Below are 21,602 nucleotides of genomic sequence, written 5' to 3'. Positions count from 1 at the left end.
TTTTATTTGAGATCAAAGGCCAGACGTTACTTCTTCGCCTTCTTCTTTTTCTTCTCGCCGGTCTTCCCCTCCAGGATCGCCTGCGCCTTGGCCTTCTCCTTTTCGATGGCCTTCTTGGCCTTGGCCTTCATCTTCTTGGCCTTAAGCTTGGCCTTGATTTTCGCGGCCGCAAATTCCTCCGACAGATTGGCGGCCTTGCGCTTGGCCTTGGCGGCCTTTGCCTTGGCTTTTGCCGCCTTCTCCTCCGCTGCCTTGCGGGCCGCTTCGGCTTCGGCAAGCTTTCTGTCCATCTCTTCCTGCGACGGCTGCGCCTGAGAGGCCTCCGCCTGGCCGCCGCCCGTGCCGGGGGCAGCATTGCCGTTCACCGGCTTGACGGCGGCAGCCTGAGCCGGGCGGTCCTCCGCTCCGGTGTCCGCAGCTTCGCTGGCCAAGGCCGTCAGCGCTGCCGCGCGGCTTGCTCCGATACCCGGGATGCCGCGCAGGCCGGCGTCATCCATCCCGGCCAAGTCTTCGACGGAACGCACGCCATGGTCCTGCAGCACCTTGGCCAGCGCCGGCCCGACCCCGCGCAGCTTGTGAATTGGTGTCATGCCTGATCTATTCCCTTCTGTTCATCGCTTTATCTTTAATATCCCGGTGCAGGGATCGCCCGGCTCCGCCTAGGCAGGAAAGGGCACGAGGCATTTTTTGTCTTCATCCCAAAGCTTTAGCGTCAAAGCCCGCACCGCTTCCGGGAACTTGATCCGGCGCAGCCCCAGCTCCGGCGGCAGGCTGTAATGGCACTGCCGCAGCCGGTAGGACGGGATGCGCGCATTGTAATGGTGGATGTCATGCAGGGTGATATTCGCCACCGCCATGTCGAAAAACCAGCCGAAATCCAGGCAGGACGATCCCTGCAGCGCCGCCACCTGCGGGTTCAGGTCCGGGCGGCGGTCCCAGTAGGTGTCCTCGAAATTGTGCTGAAGATAGACCAGGAACACCCCGATCATGCCGCCAAGGAAGGAAAACACCAGCCAGATCCAGATGCCGGTCATCCCCGCCGCCCAATAAAGCAGCGCCAGCATCGCCACGATCACCAGATTGTGCAGGACCACGCCCCAAACCCCGAACCGCACGGTGTTCTTGGGCCAGCGGTAGCGGATGAAATAGGTGAAGGCAGACCCCAGCGGCACCAGCACAAACGGGTTGCGGTAGAGCCGGTAGCCCAGCCGCTCCCAAAACCCGGCCGCCTTCCACTCCCGCACCGTCATGGTGTGGATTTCTCCGGTTTCGCGGTGCTCCAGATTGCCGATGTTGGAATGGTGCAGGTTGTGGTTCTGCTTCATCACCTCAAAAGGCGCAAAGGTGAAGGGCGACAGCACATGGCCCGCGATCTCATTCTGCAGGCGTGTCTCAAACAGCGAATGGTGCCCGGTGTCATGCTGCAGCACGTAAAGCCGCACCGCGGCAAAGGCGAAAACCGCCCCGGCAGACAGCATGACATACCAGCGGTCCGCATGGGCGACGGCCAGATACAGCGACAGGAAATAGACTGCAAATGTCCCGAAATAGCTGAGCGATGCCAGACGGTTGTCCTTTTCGGTGAACTTGCGCGTGTGTGCCCTCAGATCCATAAATTCACCCATAAATGCGCGATGTGACAGGCATGCGAACAAAGGCGCAGCCCGCCCAAGATTAAACTGAGATAATCCCGGCCATTCCAAAAGCAAGACGGCCGCGTCCAGACGCCTCAACCCTAAGGATAACACTCTGCCGCGCGTGATGAAACAGGCCCGTTGCGGACAGCGCTGCACGGCAGAGCCCCGCCGAAGCCGCGGCGGGCGCAACGAAAAAGCGCCGCCCGTCAGGGCGGCGCCGGGCCCAACGGGCCAAGGTATTCTGTGAATGCCGCGAGGCCGGGCGGGAGCCGTCCCGCGCTTGCCGCGTCAGCTGCCGCGCTTGTTCAGGTGCTTGGCCAGGGCTCCGGCGTTCTTGGCGCGCTTGCCCTTATAGGGGTTCTTGTCCCCCTGCCCGCGCATATAGAGGCGGATCGGCGTTCCCGGCATGTCGAAATCTTCGCGCAAGCCATTGACCAGATAGCGGGTATAGCTTTCCGGCAGCTTGTCGGGGTGCGAGCACATCACCACAAACCCCGGCGGGCGGCTCTTGGCCTGGGTCATGTAGCGCAGCTTGATGCGCTTGCCCTGGGGCGCTGGCGGCGGGTGCTGCTCCAGCATGCCAACCAGCCAGCGGTTCAGCGCGGCGGTGGGCACCCGGCGGTTCCAGGTGGCATAGGCGCGCATGATCGCATCATGCAGCCGGTCCAGCCCCTTGCCGGTCTTGGCCGACACGGTCACCAGCGGTGCGCCGCGCAGCTGCGGCAGCAGGCGGCCGAAGGCTTCCTTGAGGTCGCGCAGCTTGTCCTGCTTGTGCTCTTCGGCGTCCCATTTGTTGACCGCAACCACAACCGCGCGCCCTTCGCGCTCGGCCAGGTCGGCAATCCGCAGGTCCTGCTGTTCAAACGGGATGCTGGCGTCCAGCAGCACCACCACGACCTCGGCGAACTTCACCGCGCGCAGGCCGTCAGAGACCGAGAGCTTTTCCAGCTTCTCCTGCACCTTGGCCTTCTTGCGCATGCCGGCGGTGTCGAACACCCGCATCGGCACGCCGTTCCAATTGATCTTAAGCGAGATCGCATCGCGGGTGATCCCGGCCTCAGGCCCGGTCAGCAGCCGCTCCTCGCCCAGGATCTTGTTGATCAGGGTCGATTTGCCCGCGTTCGGGCGGCCCACCACGGCGACCTGAAGCGGCTTGGCGTCGGTCGGAACCGGAACCACCTCTTCCTCGTCCTCGCCGATCTCTTCATAGAGCTCGACATCGGTGTCCGGCGAATGATCCACGGCCTCGGCCTCGAACTTCTCCGCCAGCGGCTGCAGGATGCCGTAAAGGTCCGGCATCCCCTCGCCGTGCTCGCCCGACAGGCGCAGCGGCTCGCCCAGGCCCAGGCCGTAGGCCTCCAGCACACCCGCCTCGGCGGCGTTGCCCTCGGCCTTGTTCGCGGCCAGGATCACATGCGCGGACTTGCGGCGCAGGATGTCGGCGAAAACCTCGTCGGTCGGCGTCACCCCGGTGCGGGCGTCGATCATGAACAGGCAGATGTCGGCCATATCCACCGCCCGCTCCGTCAGGCGGCGCATGCGGCCTTCCAGCGAGTTGTCGGTGGCGTCTTCCAGACCGGCGGTGTCGATCACGGTAAAACGCAGATCCCCCAGCCGTGCCTCGCCCTCGCGCAGGTCGCGCGTCACGCCCGGCTGGTCGTCGACCAGGGCCAGCTTCTTGCCCACAAGGCGGTTGAACAGGGTGGACTTGCCCACATTGGGACGGCCCACGATGGCGAGGGTAAAAGACATCAGACCAGCTTTCTGCGATTCAGACGCGGCTCATAGCGCATTCGCGCGGCATCCGCCACCCGCAAACACGGATCAGCGGTATGCCAGCAATTCACCGTTGGAGGAAACCACATAGAGCGTGCGTCCCGCAACCACCGGCGCGGTGGTGGCGCCGCCCGGCGCCTCAACGGTCCGGGTCAGGCTGCCGTTCACCGGGTTGAAGAACCGCAGCAGACCGTCATTGGAGGCCAGCACGATCTGCCCGCCCGCCAGAACCGGGCCGTGATGCACATAGATCTTGCCGCGCTTGCCCGGCTTGTCCTTCACGAAACCCGGCAGGTCCACGGCCCAGATCACCTCGCCTGTGCCCGCGTCCAGGCGCAGCAGCTGGTTGAGGTCGCTCACCTGGAACAGGCTCCCGCCCGCGGGCCAGGCGGGACCGGACGCGCCTTCACGCGCGGTCCACAGGCGGTCGCCGGTGTCCAGGTCGATGGCAACGGTGCGGCCCGAGTTGTTGCCTGCATAGAGACGCTTGCCCGCAACCACCGGCGCGCCGGTCACATCGCTGATCCGCGACAGCGTCTGGCCAACGCGCTGGCCGGCCACCGACGCGCTCCAGCGGCGCAGGCCGCCACGGCGGAAGGTGGCGATCAGATCGCCGGAGCCAAAGGCAAAGATGGCAAGATCATTGGTGACCACGGGCGCCGGCGCGCCCAGAACGTTGGCGGCTGAGGGCGAGGCCTCGATCTGCCAGGCGATGCGGCCGTCCTTGGTGTTGACCGCCCAGCCGGTGTCGTCGCCCGCCACCAGATAGACCAGCCCGCCGCTGACCCGCGGCTGGCCGGAGCCGGTGGCCCCCAGTTCCTGCCGCCAGATCAGGCCGCCGTTAGCGGCGTTCAGCGCCGTCAGCACCCCGAAGCCGGAGGAGACATACAAGACACCGTTGTCATAGGCCAAACCGCCGCCTGTCGCCTGACCTTCATCATCCGCCGCCGGGATCAGTTCGCTTTGCCACAGCACTTGGCCTTGCGGCGAAACTGCGGACACCTGTGCCCCGCTGTCCAGTGTGTAGATGCGGCCGCCGCCAACCACCGGCGTCGCGGTAATGCGCTGGCGGCGGCTGTCGCCTTCACCGATCCGGGCAGACCAAATGCGCTGCGGCGCGGCAGAGAGGGCCGGATGCGCGGTGCGGCCCGCCTCGGCGCCATGGCCCTGGGCCCACTCCGCATTGGCTGCCTGCGCAGGCAGCGAAATGGGACGGGCCTGGTTCACCACCTCCACGGCAGCGCCGGGCCGGATATCCTCGCGCTCGCCGCGCAGAATGATTTCCTCTTCCCCGCAGGCGGCCAGCACGGCCAAAGCTGCGGTTGTGCACAGAAGACCCCGTGCCCGGGAGAAAGTCTTGGTTATTGTCATTGCCCTGCCCTGTCTGCCGTAGTCTTCCGCAAGTTCCCATCCGCGGAGCGCCCTACCCCTCTGGCGCAGCGTCCCCCTCCAGGGAGCCGCCGAGCGCCACAATCACCTGAGATGCGCGGTCTTTCAAGTCTCCGCTTACGGCGGCATCGGCCGCAATATCCCGCAGCCGGGCAATCGCAGCGTCGTTGTTGCCTTCTTCGATGTCCAGCAGCGCCAGCTGTTCGGACGCCAGCAGCGCCAGCGGCGCGCCGGGCTGCGCAAGGGCTTCGTATTGCAGGCGGCGGTCCGCCACGCTGAGGGTCTCCGCCTGCAGCGACAGGGCCTTGAAGCTGGCGATATGGCGGTAGATCAGCGGCAGCTCGCCATCAATGGCCACGGCCTCCAGCCGGGCCGCTGCCTCGGCGGTTTTGCCTGCTTCGGCCAGCGCGCCCGCTTCCAGCATCGCAGCGATCGCGTGGCCGCCGGCACCCGGGGCTGTCACCGCCGCCAGCGCCGCGGCCTGATCTTCGCTGCCCTCAACCTTCAGCGCCGCCGTGATCTGGTCGCCCAGATCCTCAGCCGCCGCACGCTCCTGCGCCTTGTTGTATTCGCGAAACGCCGCGCCGCCGACGATCAGCGCCACAGCCACGCCGCCGATCCAGCCATAGCGCTTCAGCATCAGGAAGAGCCGGTCACGGCGAACCTCTTCGGTCACCTCGTCGATAAAGCTGTCGGTATCGCTCATGAAAAGCCCCTGGTATGCGCGGCCCGGGCCTGCGCCCCTGCCGGTATTGAATGCGTCGCGCCCCTCTTACCCCGGCTCAAACGCCAAGCCAAGTGGCCCGTTTGCATCAGAAACATCCGTATTTGCGCCGCAAATGCAAGAAATGTGAACTAAACCACTTAGTTTAGAATGGACATATCCTATATCAGGCCTATCACATACGCGCGACTCTCCTTGTAATCAGGCCCTGCCGCCCGGCGGCACCAGAGCACAGCACACAGGGAGCTGACAGAAATAAGGAAAGGCCCGACATGCGTATCATTCCGATGCTGACCGCGGTGGTGGTGACAGCCAGCCTGTATATGGTGGTCATTCAGCGTGACGAACTGATGGCCTTTGCCCGCGGCGAAGATGCCGCGGACGCCGCTCAATCCGAAACGGCGGAGGGCAAAGGCCAAGCCCTGGCCCAGGCGGAGGAGACGCGTGTGGGGGTTGTAGCGCTAAAAAGCAAGGCGCGCACCATCGGCAGCGCGGTGATCCTGCGCGGCCAGACCCAGGCTATCCGCCAGGTGGAGTTGAGGGCCGAAACCACCTCGACCGTGATTTCCGAGCCGCTGCGCAAGGGCACCCATGTTAAGAAGGGCGATGTGCTGTGCCAGCTGGATCCCGGCACCCGCAACGCCGCGCTGCAGGAAGCGCAGGCGCGGCTGAAAGAAGCCGGAATCAACCTCACCGCGGCCTCGAAACTGTCCGAAGGCGGCTATGCCTCTGAAACCCGTCTGGCCGCCTCCGAAGCCGCAGAACGCACCGCCATTTCCGCGGTTGCGGCCGCGCAAAAGGAACTGGACCGGCTGACCATCACCGCCCCCTTCGTGGGTCTGCTGGAAAGCGACACGGCCGAACTGGGCAGCCTGCTGCAGCCCGGCAGCCTCTGCGGCACAGTGATCCAGCTCGATACCATCAAGCTGGTGGGTTACGTGCCGGAGGCTGAGGTCAACAAGGTGGAACTGGGCGCAACCGCAGGTGCGGAACTGTCCACCGGCCAGACGGTTCAGGGCAAGGTCACCTTCCTCAGCCGGTCTGCCGATCCCACGACCCGCACCTTTGAGGTCGAGATTACTGTGCCGAACCCGGACCTCAGCATCCGTGACGGCCAGACCGCAGACATCGCGATTTCCTCGGCCGGCTCGCTGGCGCACAAGCTGCCGCAATCGGCGCTGACGCTGAACAACGAGGGCCAGCTGGGCGTGCGCGTTGTCGGCAACGACAGCACCGTGGTATTCTATCCCGTGCAGCTGCTGCGGGATGAGGCCGACGGCGTTTGGCTGGGCGGCCTACCCGAAACCGCGGATGTGATCGTCGTGGGGCAGGACTTTGTGACCGAAGGCGTCGCCGTGGCGGCCACCTACCGGGAGACTGAACAGTGATTGGCATCGTCGATTGGGCCGCCGGCCGCGCCCGGATGGTCCTCGCCTTCATCGCAATTTCGCTGCTTGTCGGCGGCTTCGCCTATTCGATGCTGCCCAAGGAGGGCGAGCCGGACATCGAAATCCCGGCCCTGTTCATCTCCGTCCCCTTCCCCGGCATTTCCGCCGAGGACGCCGAATCCCTGATGGTCAAGGTGATGGAGACCGAGCTTGCCGACCTCGACGGGCTCGACAAAATGACCTCCACCGCCGCCGAGGGCTATGCCGGGGTGGCGCTGGAGTTCGAATTCGGCTGGGATAAGACCGCCATCATGGCCGACGTGCGCGACGCCATGGACAAAGCCGAGGCCGAATTCCCGGAAGGCGCCGAGAAATACTCGATCACCGAGATCAACTTCTCTGAATTCCCGATTGTCATCGTGAACCTGACCGGCGCCGTGCCGGAGCGGACAATGGCGCGTATCGCCAAAGACTTGCAGGACGACCTTGAGGCGCTGGATGCGGTTCTGGAGGCCGGTATCGCCGGCAACCGCGACGAGATGGTCGAGGTGCTGATCGACCCCTTGCGGCTGGAAGCCTATAACGTCACAGCACTTGAGCTGATCAATGTTGTCCAGAACAACAACCAGCTGATTGCCGCCGGCGAGGTGGAAACCAGCCAAGGCGCGTTCTCGGTCAAGATCCCCTCCTCCTTTGACGATGTGAAGGACATCTACCAGCTGCCGGTCAAAACCAATGGCGACCGGGTGGTCAAGCTGGGCGAGCTGGCACAGATCAACTTCACTTTCGAGGACCGGGAGGGCACCGCCCGCTTCAACGGCGAGGACACGGTTGCCCTGCAGGTGGTCAAGCGCAAGGGCTACAACCTGATCGACACCGTGAACCTGGTGAAGGCGACCCTGGAAGAGTCCAAGTCCAAATGGCCGCCGGAACTGCAGGCCGCAGTTGAGGTCGGCACCTCCAACGACCAAAGCCGGGTTGTCGGATCGATGGTCAGCCAGCTGGAAGGCTCGGTTCTGACCGCCATCGCGCTGGTGATGATCGTGGTGCTGTCGGCGCTTGGCAGCCGGGCGGCGCTGCTGGTGGGTTTTGCTATCCCGACGTCGTTCCTTCTGTGTTTCGCGCTGCTGGCGCTGATGGGCATCTCGATTTCCAACATCGTGATGTTCGGCCTGATTCTCGCCGTCGGGATGCTGGTCGATGGCGCCATCGTGGTGGTCGAATACGCCGACAAGCGGATCAAGGAAGGCACCGGCCCGATGCACGCCTATGTCGAGGCGGCGCAGCGGATGTTCTGGCCCATCGTTTCCTCTACCGCGACCACGCTCTGCGCCTTCCTGCCGATGCTGTTCTGGCCCGGCGTTCCGGGGGAGTTCATGGGCATGCTGCCTGTGACCCTGATCTTCGTTCTCTCGGCCTCGCTGGTGGTGGCGCTGATCTACCTGCCCGTCATGGGCGGCGTCACCGGCCGCATCAGCCGCACGTTCGAGTGTGCCTCCCACGGGCTGCGGACGCTGGCGCCCTGGTGGCTGCGCGCCGCTTTGGTGCCGGTGTCCATGTGGGGCATGTTCGCTGGCGCCATGCAGATGCTGAACCCCTCCTACCTGCTGGGTGACGGCACCGGCCCGATGGCGGGTGTCCTGTTCGGCGGTCTGGTCTTCACCCTTGCCGCCTTTGCCGCGTCCATCACCCTCAGCGCCGTCAAGATCGAGCGCGAGGAAAAGGACGTCGCCCCCGGCTACCATCACACGCCGTTCGGCCACGTTATCAAGTTCATCGCAGGCAACCCGGTGATGCCGGTGGTGACCATTGCCGCGGTGGGTTTCGCCATCATGACCGTGTTCTCGATGTTCAGCGAGAACAACTACGGGGTTGAATTCTTCGTCGACTCGGAACCGGAACAGGCCACCGCCTATGTCCGCGCCCGCGGCAACATCTCGCTGCAGGAAAAGGACAACATGGTCCGCGCCGCCGAAGAGGTCATTCTGGAACACCAGGCGGTGATCAACGTCTTCTCCTTTGCAGGCGACGGCGGCCTCAACACCGACAGCTCCGGCGCGCAGCTGCCGCCGGATACCATCGGGCAGGTCCAGTTCGAGATCATCCCGTGGGAAGAACGCCCCACCGACAGCGAGCCGCTGGACGGCTGGTTCGGCGGGCTGCTGAGCAAATACCTGGGCTTTGAGAAGGAAATCATCGCCGAGGACTATGACGGCAACACCGTGATCGACCAGCTGAACGCCCAGCTTGCCAAGCTGCCCGGGTTCGAGGTTGAGGTCCGCGCCCTGGCCCAGGGTCCCGCCTCCGGCAAGCCGGTGCATCTGCGCCTGCGCGGCGACGGCTGGGAGGATTTGACCGCCGCCACCCTGACCGCACGGGAGAAGTTCGAAAACACTCCCGGCCTGGTCCTGATCGAAGACAGCCTGCCGCTGCCCGGCATCGACTGGCAGATCGACGTGGATGTCGAGAAAGCCGGCCGCTACGGCGCCGATGTGGCGACCGTGGGCGCGATGGTGCAGCTGGTCACCCGCGGCATCCTCTTGGACACCATGCGGGTCGACAGCTCCGACGAGGAGATCGAAATCCGCGTCCGCCTGCCGGAACAGGACCGGGTGCTGTCGACGCTCGACAACCTCAAGGTCCGCACCTCCGACGGGCTGGTGCCGCTGTCGAACTTCGTCTCCCGCCAGCCGGTGCCGAAACTGGCCAAGATCAACCGCATCGGCCAGGAACGGTTCTATGACGTCAAGGCCGATGTCGAGGCGGGCCTGAACAAGGTCATCGTGGAAAACCCGGACACCGGCGAGATGACCCGGCTCGCCCTGCTGAAGGAAGTGCCGGAAGGCACGGCGGCCAACGGCGACAGCCTCACCGCGCCGAACGGCCGGGTGATGGAGCTGGTGACGCTGACCGGCGCGGAAAGCTTTGACGCGGTACTGGCAGCGCTGGACAATGGCGCCAAGATCAGCCCGGTGAACCCGAACGAGCGGATTGCCGTCCTCACCGAATGGCTGGAAACCGACCCGCTGCCGCTCAGCATCGGCTGGGAATGGACCGGCGACCAGGAGGAGCAGGAGGAATCCGGCGCCTTCCTGTCCAAGGCCTTTGCCGGTGCGCTTGCCCTGATGTTCGTGATCCTGCTGGCCCAGTTCAACAGCTTCTACAACTCGGTGCTGGTGCTGCTGGCGGTGGTGCTGTCCACCACCGGCGTGCTGATCGGCATGATGGTGATGCAGCAGCCGTTCTCGATCATCATGACCGGCACCGGCATCGTGGCGCTGGCGGGCATCGTGGTGAACAACAACATCGTGCTGATCGACACCTATCAGGAGTTCAGCCAGCAGATGCCGCGGATCGAGGCGATCATCCGCACCGCCGAGGCGCGCATCCGTCCGGTGCTGCTGACCACCATCACCACGATGGCGGGCCTCACCCCGATGATGTTCGGCGTCAGCCTGGACTTCATCAACGGCGGCTACTCCATCGACAGCCCCACCGCCCTGTGGTGGAAACAGCTGGCAACCGCCGTGGTCTTTGGCCTGGGCATCGCCACCGTGCTGACCCTGGTCGTCACCCCGTCGCTGCTGGCAATCCGGGTGTGGTTCTCCACCTACATGCGCGCCCTGGGCCGGCTGCTGTCGCGCCTCACCCGCGGCCGCTCCAGCCGGATCGCGCAGGACTCGCGCCTGTTCAAAAAGGCCCGCGCGCTGCCGACCACGGAAATCCTGTGGGAGGGCGGCGAAACTCCCGCCGCGGCGGAGCCGGAGCCGCAGGCCGAGGATGGCGATGAGCCTTCGCCTCCCTCCGAGGGCCGGCTGCGCGCCGCCGAATAACCAGCGCCCCGCCATTTGGCGGGGCGTTTTCATTTCAGCCTTCGAATCTGCCTCAAGCCCGCCGCATAGCACCGGCAAAGGCACCGCGTCCCGGCAGCTTGCTGCACCGCCGGGGAGATTTTTCCCGAAAATTGCGCTTACCCGGAAAAAATCTTCCCCGCCTCCAGCTTTCAAAGCATTCGACCGCAACCCGCTGAAAACCGTGAAATTTCCAGAAATCCCCGGACCGGCGGCGCATCGCAAAAATGACTCCCGATCACACCTTTGCACCGGTTTGCGTCAGCGGCCGCCGCTGGATGTCGCAATCGGGGCGCCCGGAATTTCCGCGTGATTTCAAAGGTTTTCAGGCCAATTCCACCGTTCACGGTTTATTAGCCCCTGCGTGCAACGCAGCGGCAGGAGCCGGGATACTGCCGCTCCGCGTTTTCTTACTGGTTGGGAAAAAGAAGAATGTCACTACGCTCGCAAATTCTGGCGCTGATCATAATCCCGCTTCTTGCATTAACCGCTGTCGGAGGCCTCAAGGCGCTGTCGGACTGGGACCGCTTTCAGGACGCGCAACTGACGGAGTCCGGAACGCGGGACTCCGTAGCCTTGATGAATGCCGTTCACGACCTGCAGGTCGAACGCGGCCTGTCTGCGGTCTTTTTGTCCTCCGGCGGCACGGCGGCCTCCCGCGCGCTCACAGAGGCCCGCGCCAAATCCGACAGCGCCATCCGGCAGGTGCCGCAGGCCGCCGCCGCCTCCTTGAAACATCTGGACGGGCTGTCCGCCCTGCGCGAAGCCGTGACCAGCCGCCAGCTCCAGCCGGGCCAGATGGGCGCGCGCTATTCGGAGGCAATCGCCAGTGTCCTGCGCGATGTCAGCATCCGGCTGCTGCACCCCAAGAATGCCGAACTGGCGCAGCTTGGCGCCGGGCTGGTTAGCCTCGCCTACGCCAAGGAAGCCGCAGGCCAGCAGCGCGCTGCCGGGGCCTCCGGTTTCGGCCAGGGCAGCTTTTCCCTGGAAACCTACCGCTGGTTCACCCGCACAGGCGCGGTTGAGGGCCAGCTTCTGGACATCGCCGCGCATGCCTTTGGCCAAAGCCTCCCGGCGCTGGATCTGCGCGCAGGCCTGGCCCCCAGCGGCCTGCCCGGCATCCGCGACCAGGTTCTGGCCGCAGGCCCCGGCGCCCCGGCCCCGGAAGTCGCCGTCACAGACTGGTTTGAGCGGGCAACGCGCTGGGTCAGCTCCCTGCGGGCGGCAGAAACCGCCGTCACGGACGCGATGATGGCCCGCGCGCAGCAGGAGGCGTCGCAAGCCCGCCAGGCGCTGATCGTGACCGTGGCGGCGGTTGCGCTTGCCCTGATCCTCAGCGGTTTGACGGGCCTGCGCCTGATCCTGTCCTTCACCCGGCAGTTCGGCAGCCTGCAAGCGGACCTGGACCGGCTGGCGCGCAAGGAGTTCGACTTTGAACCGGCCTATTTGAACGACCGGACCGAAGCCGGCGGCCTGAGCCGTGCGATGGAAAAAACCCGCGCCGCCCTGGCCGAGGCCGAGGACCGGCTTGCCTCCATCGAGGCCAGCCGCATCGCCAACCGCGGCGCCGTCGTGGGCACGCTGGACGACCATCTCTCGCGCCTGTCCCGCCGCGATCTGGACTGCACCATCGAGGAGGCCTTTCCGGAGGAATACGAACAGCTGCGGCACAGCTTCAACACCACCGTGGAAACGCTGAAGGACACCATCCAACAGGTGATCGCGGCAACCGGCAGCATCCACAACGGGGCCACCGAGATCAGCTCCGCCTCTGACGATCTGTCCAGCCGCACCGAAAGCCAGGCCGCAACGCTGGAACAGACCGCCGCGGCGCTGGAGGAGATGACTGCCTCGGTCAAATCCTCCGCCAATGGCGCCCGCGATGTCGAGCGCACCATGCAGGAAGCCCGCCAGGAAGCCGAGGCCAGCGGCGAGGTTGTCCGCAACGCGGTCTCCGCGATGACCGGGATCGAACAGTCGTCGGTCCGGATTGCCCAGATCATCTCCGTGATTGACGACATCGCCTTCCAGACCAACCTGCTGGCGCTGAACGCAGGCGTTGAGGCGGCGCGGGCGGGCGAGGCCGGCAAGGGCTTTGCCGTCGTTGCCTCCGAGGTGCGGGCGCTGGCGCAGCGCTCTGCCGATGCCGCGACCGAGATCAAGGCGCTGATCACCGACAGTTCCGCGCATGTGAAGCAGGGGGTCGACCTTGTCGGCAAGACCGGCGACGCGCTGACCAGCATCGCCGCCCGCGTCAACACCATTGCGGAACTGGTCTCCAACATCGCCGAAGGCGCTGCGGAGCAGTCCACCGGCCTTGGCGAGATCAACACCGGCGTCAGCCAGCTGGATCAGGTCACCCAGCAGAACGCCGCCATGGTCGAGGAAGCCACCGCCGCGGGCCACATGCTGCACACCGATGCCAGCAAACTGGCGGAGCTGATGGGGCAGTTCCGGATAAACGGCGCGGCCGGCGCCGCCACGCCCGCCGCATCCGCCCAGGCGCCTGCGGCCCCAAGCGCGCATGGCGAAGACATCGCATTCGGCGACGCCGTTCCGATGCCCGCACAGGCCGCAAACGCCGCTTGGAGCAGCTTCTGAGGCCTTCCGGCAGATCAGTAAAATAAAAGGCCGGTCTCAGGACCGGCCTTTTCGTTGGACGCAGCAGGCCCGGGCCAAACCCGGTTTCAGGCCGCGTCCTGATCCGCCTGCTGGCGCTGCCACAGCCGGGCGTAGCGGCCGTCCCGGGCCAGCAGTTCTTCGTGGGTGCCGGTTTCGGCAATCTCACCCTGTTCCAGCACCACGATCCGGTCCGCTTCGGCGATGGTCGACAGCCGGTGGGCAATGGTCAGCACCGTGCGCCCCTGCCCGGCGCGGGCCAGCGCCTCCTTGATCTCCTGCTCGGTATCGGTGTCCAGCGCCGAGGTCGCCTCGTCCAGCAGCAGCACCGGCGGGTTCTTCAAGAGCGTCCGGGCAATCCCCACCCGCTGCTTCTCCCCGCCCGACAGCTTCAGGCCGCGCTCGCCCACCTGGGTGTCATAGCCCTCCGGCAGCGTCACAATGAAGTCGTGGATCTGCGCATCGCGGGCCGCCTGCTCCACCTCTTCCTGGGTGGCGCCATCCCGGCCATAGGCGATGTTGTAACGGATCGTGTCGTTGAACAGCACCGTGTCCTGCGGCACCACGCCGATTGCCTGATGCAGGCTTTTCTGGGTCACGTCGCGGACGTCCTGACCGTCGATCTTCAGCGCCCCGCCGGTAACGTCGTAGAACCGGAACAAAAGCCGCCCAATGGTCGATTTGCCCGACCCGGTGGAGCCGACAATCGCCACGGTCTGGCCCGGCTCCGCCTGCAGCGAGACGCCTTTCAGGATCTCGCGCCCGGCATCATAGGAGAATCGCACATTCTCCAGCGTGATCCGTCCGCCATTGACCTTCAGCTTCCCGGCGCCGGGCCGGTCGCTCACATCGGCGGGCTGTTCCAGAAGGTCGAACATCTCCCCCATGTCCACCAAGCTCTGGCGGATTTCGCGGTAGACGGTGCCAAGGAAATTCAGCGGCACGGTGATCTGGATCATGTAGGCGTTGACCATGACAAAATCGCCGACGGTAAGCCTGCCCTGCTCCACCCCGATGGCCGCCATCACCATGACCCCGATGAGGCCCCCGGTGATGATCACGCTCTGGCCGAAATTCAGCGCCGCCAGCGAATAGGCGGTCTTGAGCGCCGCCCGCGCATAGCCGCGCATGGCGCTGTCATAACGCTCGGCTTCCCGCTCCTCGGCGACGAAATACTTGACCGTCTCAAAGTTCAGCAGGCTGTCGATGGCCTTCTGGTTGGCATCGGTGTCCTGCTGGTTCATCTCCCGGCGCAGTTTCACCCGCCATTCGGTGACGGCAAAGGTGAACCAGACATAAAGCCCGATGGTCACGGTCACCACGACCAGATACCAGGCATCAAACAGCACCGTCAGGATCACCGCGACCAGCGTCAGCTCCAGGATCAGCGGGCCGATGGAAAACAGCATGAAACGCAAGAGAAACTCGACGCCCTTCACCCCGCGCTCGATGATCCGGCTGAGACCGCCGGTCTTGCGGGTGATGTGATAGCGCATCGACAGGCGGTGGATGTGAGTAAAAGTCTCCAGCGCCAGGCGGCGCAGCGCCCGCTGGCCCACCGGCGCAAACACCGCGTCGCGCAGCTGCTGAAAGCCGGTGGTCAGGACCCGCGACACGCCATAGGCCACGGTCAGGCCAACCGCCCCCAGCGCCAGGGGCGGCACGCCCTCGCCTGCCAGGCTGTCCACCGCGCCCTTGTAGAGCATCGGCGTATAGACCGCGATCAGCTTGGCCAGCACGAGCACCGCCAGCGCCAGCACCACCCGCACCTTCACCGCACGGTTTCCCTCGGGCCACAGATACGGCCCTACTTTACGCAGGGTGCGCAGGCCGGAGCGGCGCTCTTCCTTGGCGATGTCTGCTTGGGACGGCACGGCCGCCTGGTCTGTCTGGGTCATGGCGTTTCCTGGCTAGACCGCTTCAGATATTCACCTGTTCACGGATTTGCGAGGGGCAGGCAGAAAAAACGCGCCGCAAAGGCGCGTTTTCCCGGGTTTAATCGGGGATGGTAAAGACCTGCCCCGGATAGATCAGGTCCGGATTGCGGATTGCGCCCTTGTTGGCCTCAAACACCCGCACATACAGGAAGCCGCTTCCGAATTTCTCTTGCGAGATTGCCCAAAGCGTGTCGCCCTTCTGCACTGTCACCGCCCGCACCAGCGGCACCGGCTGATCCGGTGCGGCATCGCCCGCAGGCTGCGGCAGCGCATCCGGCGCCTCGCGCTTGAATGGGGTTTCCAGGCGGCTCACGACCTTGCCGCTGCCCGCCTCGATTTCATCGACGCGCAGCGTGTAGAGACCGGGTGGCACATTCTCCAGCTCACCTTTCCAGCGGCCGTCGTCAGCCGTGTCAATCTCGGCAACCTGCGCATTGTCGACATAGACCCGCACCCGCGACTTGGGCCGCGCCCGGCCCGTCAGCTGCACCGCGCCGGCACCGTTATAGCTGATCGCATCCAGTGCCACCTCGTCGCTCAGCTCCGGATCATCCGGGACCGCGGGCTGCACCATTTCAATCCCGTCCTGCCCGGCGCGCAGCACGGCAACAGCCTGGCCCTGCAGCTGCGGCGCGGCAGGGTCAGCAGCAACCGCCGGGGTCTGCGCTGCCGGTGCGGTGCCTTGCTGGTCGCCGGCCGCAGCTATGCCCGCGGCCTCTGCGGTTCCGTCTTCTGCTGCGCCAGCGCCATCCGGTTCCGCCTCAACTGCAGGTGCAGCCGGCTGCGCTGTTTCCGCTCCGGCCGCCGGTTCCAGCACCGCAACCTGATCCGGGGAGGCGGGCGCGGCAGCTGCCGCCTCTGCCGGAACGCCGGTGCCCGCGCCAGAGGCTATTTCCGCCGCCGCCGGGCTGACCGGCGCCAGAATGAAGGTGTCGCCTGAGGCGCTCTGCTGGCCGCCGTGCTCTGCCAGCAGCGACACCACCTGCGCATCGGCACTTGGGGCAATGGTGGTCAGCGAGACAAATTCGCCGCCAGCCGGAACCTCCAGCTGCTCCAGAACCTCGCCATCCAGCAGCACCGAAACCCGGACGCCCGCCTGCGCGCGCCCGGCAATCACCACCGCGCCGTCGCGATCCACCCGCACCAGATCCAGCTCCGGTGCTTGCAGGACAAAAAGGTCTTCCTTGCTCTCATCTGCCGCAGGATCAGAGGGCGCGGCCAGGGCAACCTCATCACCCTCCCCAGGGCCTTCAACCGGCGCGATTTCTGTTTCTGCACCAGCTGTTACCGGCGGCTCTTCAGCCGCAGCCGCCGTGTCTGGGTCCACGGAAACCGCCGTTTCCTCCGCCGCAGGCTCCTTTGAAACCGCTGCGTTTTCCACCGGCTCAGCCTCCGCAGCTGCGCTGTCATCCTCCGCGTCCACCGGCGCGTTTGCTGTGCGGTTCTGCAACGGCTGGCCCGACTCCTCGCCGTCGCCCGTGAACTCTTCACTGCCGCGTGCCGCCTGGCCGCCAGCCTGCCCGTTCGCGGCGTCGCCGTCCGGCTGGCCGGTGCCGAACACGCCCAGCTGGAACAGCACCACTCCGCCCAGCACCACGGCTACCCCGGCAACAGCGCCAAGTGTGAGAGCCCCCAGCCCCCCGCTTCCAGATGCATCCGCCATGTCTTCCCCTTCGACGTTTGCGGAATGTTCCCTTCCGCTTAGTTGAGCAAACCTACCAATCCCGCTATCACGGGTCAAAACAGCAATTGCGTTTCATCTTGAAATTCCACGGAAAGGCTGGCCGATGAGCATCAAATCCGTCTGTGTTTATTGCGGATCGCGCGCGGGCGCGCGGCCCGCCTATACCGAAGCCGCCCGCGCCCTGGGTGCCGCGCTTGCCAGCAACGGCATGCGGCTGGTCTATGGCGCCGGTGATGTCGGGCTGATGGGCGAGGTTGCCCGCGCGGCCCAGCAGGCCGGCGGCGAAACCTTCGGTGTGATCCCCAGCCACCTGGAACGGCGCGAGGTCGGCAAGTCGGATCTCACCACCTATGTGGTGACCGAGACCATGCACGAGCGCAAGAAGGTGATGCTGTGGAACGCCGATGCGGTTATTGTGCTGCCCGGCGGCGCCGGCTCTTTGGATGAGCTGTTCGAGGCGCTCACCTGGCGCCAGCTTGGCCTGCATTCCAAGCCGATCGTGATCCTGAACACAGCCGGCTACTGGGACAAGCTGCGCGCCCTGGTGGAACAGGTCATCGGCGAGGGCTTCGCCGGGCAGGACCTTGCGGATTACCTGATCTGGGCCGACACCCCGGTGGCCGCCATCGCCGCCCTGCGCGACGCCCGCTCCTGACGCAAGGCCGAGTAGGAAAACACCGCAACCGCGCTCCAGATCAGCGCAAAGGCAGCGCCGTGCCAGGGCGTGAAAGGCTCGGCAAACAGCAGCACCGCCACCAGAAACTGCAGCGTCGGGTTCAGATACTGCAAGACGCCCACGGTGCCCAGCCGCACCCGTTTGGCGGCAAAGCTGAACAGGATCAGCGGCAGCCCTGTCAGGATGCCGGAGAACGCCAGCATGGCCGCATCCGCCGGGCCGCCGAAGAAGCCCGCGCCGCCGGTCAGCCAGATCACCGCCAGCGCCACCGGCAAGATCAGCAGAACCTCAGCGGTGACCGACACCACCGGCCCCAGGGAAAGCCGTTTCTTGGCAACACCATAAAGCGCAAAGCTGACGCTCAGCACCAGCGGGATCAGGGGCGCAGCACCCAATCCGAACGACAGCACCGCAACCGCGGCGCCGGCCAGCAGCACCGCCAGCAGCTGCGCCCAAGCCAGCCGCTCGCCGAACACCAGACGCCCCAGCAGCACGCTTAGCAAGGGAAAGATATAATAGCCCAGGCTGGCCTCAGTCGCATGGCCGGTCTGGACGGAAGAAATGAACACGAACCAGTTCAGCGAGATCATCGCGGTGGCAAACGCCAGCAGCAGCGCGCCGCGCCGGTCCGAGAAGGCCGCCCGCAAGGCGCCGATCCGCCCCTGCACCAGCAGCACGCCCGCAAAGAACAAAAACGACCACAGCACCCGGTGCGACAGCACCTGTTCCGGCGGCACGTGCGACAGCGCCTTGTAATAGATCCCCGACAGCCCCCAAACCACGCAGGCCGCGATCATCGCCATGACGCCTAACTGTGTGTCCCGCATGATTTGCCCCTGCCCGTGCGCCCTTTGACAGACACCGGACAGGGGCAAGGGTCAAGCCCCCGGCTCAACCGTCAGCCGTTCTCAAGCGCGTCTTTCACCATCTCCTCGATCTTGCTGGTCTCGTGGTTGGTCAGGTTCTTTGCGACCTCGGCCACCACGCGGTCGGCAACCTCCTTGTGAAGGTTCTTGCGCAGCTCGCCCAGTACCTCGGGGGCTGCCACCAGAACCAGCCGTTCAAACTGGCCCTTATGCGCCATCTTGTACAGCCGGTCCGCCAGATCCGACGCGAAGCGTTCCTTGGCCAGCTGGTGCCAGTCGGTGTCATCCACCGCCGAACGGTGCACGCTGGGGCCGTCGTTGAACCGCCCCGGCCGGTTTGCCGACTGCTCGCGATTGGAGGGGTTTTCCTGCTCGTCCTTGCGCCGCACCTTCAGGTTCGGGTTCTGCGCGTCCGTGGTGTTTTCGAGAAACAGCGCTTTTTCGCTGTCCGCAACCAGCACCCAGGTGCCCTGCGTCAGAAAGGTCATGATGTCACTCCTCCTCCTTGGATTTCGTCACGCGTGTTGATCCCGCCGGACGCTCCTTGGCCCGTTTCAGCTCGTCTTCAGAGGCGATATCGCGCTGCAGCCCGCCGCCAGCCCGGCCTTGCTGCGAGACGCTCCCTTTCGCACCGGGGATCTCGTCCGTCTCGCGGCGTCCATCCGTCGATCGTTTGCGTTCAGCCATGGGAGCCTCCTTCTTATTGCACATGTGGAAGTTCAACGCGCAGCAGCAGGCCCTTGTTCCTAAGACAACCACGAAAAAGCCCGCGCAGCAACGCTGCGCGGGCGGAATCTTCTGATGCGGTGCCAGCCTGGAAACCGGCTTCCGCTCCTGCTGCCTTATCCCAGGCGGGAGGCGACGTTTTCCCAGTTCACCAGGTTGTCCAGGAAATTGGTCAGGTAGGCCGGACGCTTGTTGCGGAAGTCGATGTAGTAGGAATGCTCCCACACGTCACAGCCCAGCAGCGCGGTCTGATCAAAGCACAGCGGGTTCACGCCGTTTTCGGTCTTGGTCACCGCCAGCGAACCGTCTGCCTTCTTGACCAGCCACGCCCAGCCGGAGCCGAACTGGCCTGCGCCTGCGGCAGAGAATTCTTCCTTGAACTTGTCGACCGAGCCGAAGCTTTCGGTCAGCGCCTTCTCCAGCTCACCCGGCATCTTGCTCTCGCCCGGGCCCATCATTTCCCAGAACTGGTTGTGGTTCCACAGCTGCGAGATGTTGTTGAAGATGCCGTTCTGGGCAACCGCGTTGGCGTCGTAGGTGCCCTTGATGATTTCTTCCAGCGACTTGCCTTCCCACTCGGTGCCGGCGATCAGCTTGTTGCCGTTGTCGACATAGGCCTTGTGGTGCAGGTCGTGGTGGTATTCCAGGGTTTCCGAGGACATGCCCTTGGATGCCAGAGCGTCGTGGGCGTAGGGAAGATCGGGAAGTTCAAAAGCCATTTTGGGCCCCCTGTCAAAATTGTTTGCGTTCCTGCGCAGATACATGCTGTGTGCGCGCTATCAGGTCAAGAGGCCAAGGCGCGAAAACCGTGCAGGCCCAATGTTCATCTATCCTCTCAGATGCTCAGGCAGTAGGTGCCTAGCCGCGCAGGGACACAGCCGCTTTCGAAGTCAGTATTGCAACTGATCGAGGCCGGGAATTTCGCTTTGAGCAATCTGCTCGCACTTCAGATCGCCACGGATCCTTGAATGGTATCCGAGAGACACTTTCGCCCGCATTACACCCGTTTTGGCTTGGGGATCTACCTCTGCGCGAAAGCCTACTGGTGTCCAGATGTCTAAGCTTGTCGGGCGGCTAATCCGCCATTTGAACTTCAGCCTCCCATCTTTTAACTGTTTCACTTTTGCTTCGGCCTTTCCTTCCCGAGAAGTCACAACGCGTGAATCGATAACCTGTACCTGCCGCCAATCGTCAGAGAACTCAAAATAAGCCTGGGCGGGAAGCCATCCGCCACCGCCTTCAGACGTGGGTTTACCTCCGCCGAACCGGTCAATCTCACAACGAAAAACAGCATCCACTCCCGAAGCGCCAACCGCCGCCGGAAACCCCAGCAACAGCACGCTGACAACACCGGTTGCAACAAATATTTCCTTAATCATTCTTTTCGTCCCAAAACTGTTTGCCGCAAAAAGTTAGCCAAGCGTATCAACCCTGCTGGACCTTGCACTTCCCGCGCCCGCGCGGCGCGTTTGCAAAGCCGGTGATCACACCCCGGATCGACAGAGTGCTTTTGTCCATGTCAAAGACGGCCGAATACAGCCCGTCCACCTTGGTCCGCGCGTTGGAAACCGGGATGTCATTCACCCGCCACGCCAGGTCATAGGAATTTCCTTTCCGGTGTTCGACCTTGGCGGACAAGGGTTCACCGACCAGTTGGTGAATGTAGCCGTCATAGACCTTTGCAGTTTTAGTGCTGTCGTCCCACAGCACCATAACCCGCGGCGCAATCCAGCCGTTGTTTGTAAACACCTTGATGTCGCAGTCAAAAACGGTCTCAGCCGAGACCGCTTGACCAAGAAAACCTGCTGCCGCAAGACAGCCAGCCTGAACGAAACACTTCATTTGCCGTAGTCCTCAAATCAGTTCCTGAAAACCGAATGCAACCCGGTTGAGAAAAATGCAACCACGCTCCCGGGTAAGTTGGATAAAAAAGCTGCAATAGGCGATCCTGCGACAAGCCTTGTCCGCTCGCGGTGCCGCGGCACCCCAAGGCACCAGTTATTGCAAATAGACCTGGTACTGCGCCAGCAGCGACAGCGAGTCCAGCCGCTCGCAGCTGCCGGAGCCGCGGGGCAGCATCGTGCCCTCTTCCGGGCGGATCGACTGAATGCTCATTTTCAGGTTGGACATATTGAGCACCGCCCGGAACCGCGGCTCAGCCCCGCCGCTTTCCATCAGCACCGCAAGCCCCGGCAGCGACCAGCTGAGCGCATATGACGATCCGCTGCGTTTGACCACCTTGGCGGGCACAGAGACACCAAAGGCGGCATCGGTGATCTGCGCCGTTTTGAAATCATCGGAGAAATTGATCGCGATTTTGCTGGGCACC

18 protein-coding genes are annotated in these 21,602 nt (G+C 64.4%); 4 read left to right on the top strand and 14 right to left on the bottom strand.

Features of this window, described 5'->3' with window-relative positions; all coding sequences use genetic code 11:
* Positions 1–26: 26 nt before the first annotated feature.
* The 5 genes from B2P87_RS04970 to B2P87_RS04950 all read right to left on the bottom strand — a co-directional run bounded on the left by B2P87_RS04970 (position 27) and on the right by B2P87_RS04950 (position 5,508).
* On the bottom strand, positions 27–590 hold the full coding sequence (locus tag B2P87_RS04970) for a helix-hairpin-helix domain-containing protein (RefSeq protein WP_141890491.1): 564 nt from the start codon (positions 588–590) through the stop codon (positions 27–29).
* Between the two features lie 69 nt (positions 591–659).
* Positions 660–1,613 (bottom strand): fatty acid desaturase, encoded by a 954-nt coding sequence (locus B2P87_RS04965; RefSeq protein ID WP_141890492.1) that lies wholly within the window; start codon positions 1,611–1,613, stop codon positions 660–662.
* Positions 1,614–1,925: 312 nt separating this feature from the next.
* Positions 1,926–3,389 carry a ribosome biogenesis GTPase Der gene (der, locus tag B2P87_RS04960; protein WP_058287101.1) on the bottom strand — a complete coding sequence of 488 codons (1,464 nt, stop codon included), beginning with the start codon at positions 3,387–3,389 and terminating at the stop codon, positions 1,926–1,928.
* A gap of 72 nt (positions 3,390–3,461) precedes the next feature.
* Complete coding sequence (locus B2P87_RS04955) at positions 3,462–4,784, bottom strand: PQQ-like beta-propeller repeat protein (protein WP_141890493.1); 1,323 nt, start codon at positions 4,782–4,784, stop codon at positions 3,462–3,464.
* 52 nt (positions 4,785–4,836) lie between these two features.
* Positions 4,837–5,508, bottom strand: coding sequence for a hypothetical protein (locus tag B2P87_RS04950; protein ID WP_141890494.1), 672 nt, complete (start codon positions 5,506–5,508; stop codon positions 4,837–4,839).
* 290 nt (positions 5,509–5,798) lie between these two features.
* Here B2P87_RS04950 and B2P87_RS04945 point away from each other — a divergent pair, with 290 nt between their 5' ends.
* From B2P87_RS04945 to B2P87_RS04935, 3 genes are all read left to right on the top strand, one after another.
* Positions 5,799–6,914: an efflux RND transporter periplasmic adaptor subunit gene (locus B2P87_RS04945; protein ID WP_141890495.1), complete on the top strand. Its 1,116-nt coding sequence runs from the start codon at positions 5,799–5,801 to the stop codon at positions 6,912–6,914.
* Positions 6,911–10,747, top strand: a complete 3,837-nt coding sequence (locus tag B2P87_RS04940) for an efflux RND transporter permease subunit (protein ID WP_141890496.1) — start codon at positions 6,911–6,913, stop codon at positions 10,745–10,747. Before B2P87_RS04945 ends, B2P87_RS04940 begins: the two co-directional genes overlap by 4 nt.
* A 450-nt stretch (positions 10,748–11,197) precedes the next feature.
* On the top strand, positions 11,198–13,366 hold the full coding sequence (locus B2P87_RS04935; RefSeq protein ID WP_141890497.1) for a methyl-accepting chemotaxis protein: 2,169 nt from the start codon (positions 11,198–11,200) through the stop codon (positions 13,364–13,366).
* Between the two features lie 86 nt (positions 13,367–13,452).
* Here the strand turns inward: B2P87_RS04935 and B2P87_RS04930 are convergent, their stop codons facing one another.
* On the bottom strand, positions 13,453–15,282 hold the full coding sequence (locus tag B2P87_RS04930; RefSeq protein WP_058287107.1) for an ABCB family ABC transporter ATP-binding protein/permease: 1,830 nt from the start codon (positions 15,280–15,282) through the stop codon (positions 13,453–13,455).
* 97 nt (positions 15,283–15,379) lie between these two features.
* Positions 15,380–16,984: a LysM peptidoglycan-binding domain-containing protein gene (locus tag B2P87_RS04925; RefSeq protein WP_244940814.1), complete on the bottom strand. Its 1,605-nt coding sequence runs from the start codon at positions 16,982–16,984 to the stop codon at positions 15,380–15,382.
* Between the two features lie 124 nt (positions 16,985–17,108).
* Here B2P87_RS04925 and B2P87_RS04920 point away from each other — a divergent pair, with 124 nt between their 5' ends.
* A complete protein-coding gene (locus B2P87_RS04920) occupies positions 17,109–17,660 on the top strand; it encodes a TIGR00730 family Rossman fold protein (protein ID WP_141890498.1) in 552 nt (183 codons plus the stop codon).
* On the opposite strand, the gene rarD is transcribed toward B2P87_RS04920, so the two are convergent.
* The 7 genes from rarD to B2P87_RS04885 form a co-directional block, all read right to left on the bottom strand.
* Positions 17,597–18,508 carry an EamA family transporter RarD gene (gene rarD / locus B2P87_RS04915; protein ID WP_141890499.1) on the bottom strand — a complete coding sequence of 304 codons (912 nt, stop codon included), beginning with the start codon at positions 18,506–18,508 and terminating at the stop codon, positions 17,597–17,599. The genes B2P87_RS04920 and rarD overlap by 64 nt on opposite strands.
* Before the next feature lie 71 nt (positions 18,509–18,579).
* Positions 18,580–19,035 carry a host attachment family protein gene (locus B2P87_RS04910; RefSeq protein ID WP_058287111.1) on the bottom strand — a complete coding sequence of 152 codons (456 nt, stop codon included), beginning with the start codon at positions 19,033–19,035 and terminating at the stop codon, positions 18,580–18,582.
* A 4-nt stretch (positions 19,036–19,039) separates the two neighbouring features.
* Positions 19,040–19,234 (bottom strand): hypothetical protein, encoded by a 195-nt coding sequence (locus tag B2P87_RS04905; protein ID WP_058287291.1) that lies wholly within the window; start codon positions 19,232–19,234, stop codon positions 19,040–19,042.
* A gap of 155 nt (positions 19,235–19,389) precedes the next feature.
* Positions 19,390–19,992 carry a superoxide dismutase gene (locus B2P87_RS04900; protein ID WP_058287112.1) on the bottom strand — a complete coding sequence of 201 codons (603 nt, stop codon included), beginning with the start codon at positions 19,990–19,992 and terminating at the stop codon, positions 19,390–19,392.
* 171 nt (positions 19,993–20,163) lie between these two features.
* Positions 20,164–20,652 carry a hypothetical protein gene (locus tag B2P87_RS04895; RefSeq protein WP_141890500.1) on the bottom strand — a complete coding sequence of 163 codons (489 nt, stop codon included), beginning with the start codon at positions 20,650–20,652 and terminating at the stop codon, positions 20,164–20,166.
* Positions 20,653–20,698: 46 nt separating this feature from the next.
* Entirely contained in the window at positions 20,699–21,115 is a 417-nt protein-coding gene (locus B2P87_RS04890; protein WP_141890501.1) for a hypothetical protein, read from the bottom strand.
* Positions 21,116–21,271: 156 nt separating this feature from the next.
* Positions 21,272–21,601 (bottom strand): hypothetical protein, encoded by a 330-nt coding sequence (locus tag B2P87_RS04885; RefSeq protein WP_259965484.1) that lies wholly within the window; start codon positions 21,599–21,601, stop codon positions 21,272–21,274.
* Between the last annotated feature and the right edge of the window lies 1 nt (position 21,602).

This window comes from Leisingera sp. UBA4491 (assembly GCF_002388965.1).
Taxonomy (GTDB): domain Bacteria; phylum Pseudomonadota; class Alphaproteobacteria; order Rhodobacterales; family Rhodobacteraceae; genus Leisingera; species Leisingera aquaemixtae.
This window is presented reverse-complemented; position numbering and strand designations above follow the sequence as displayed.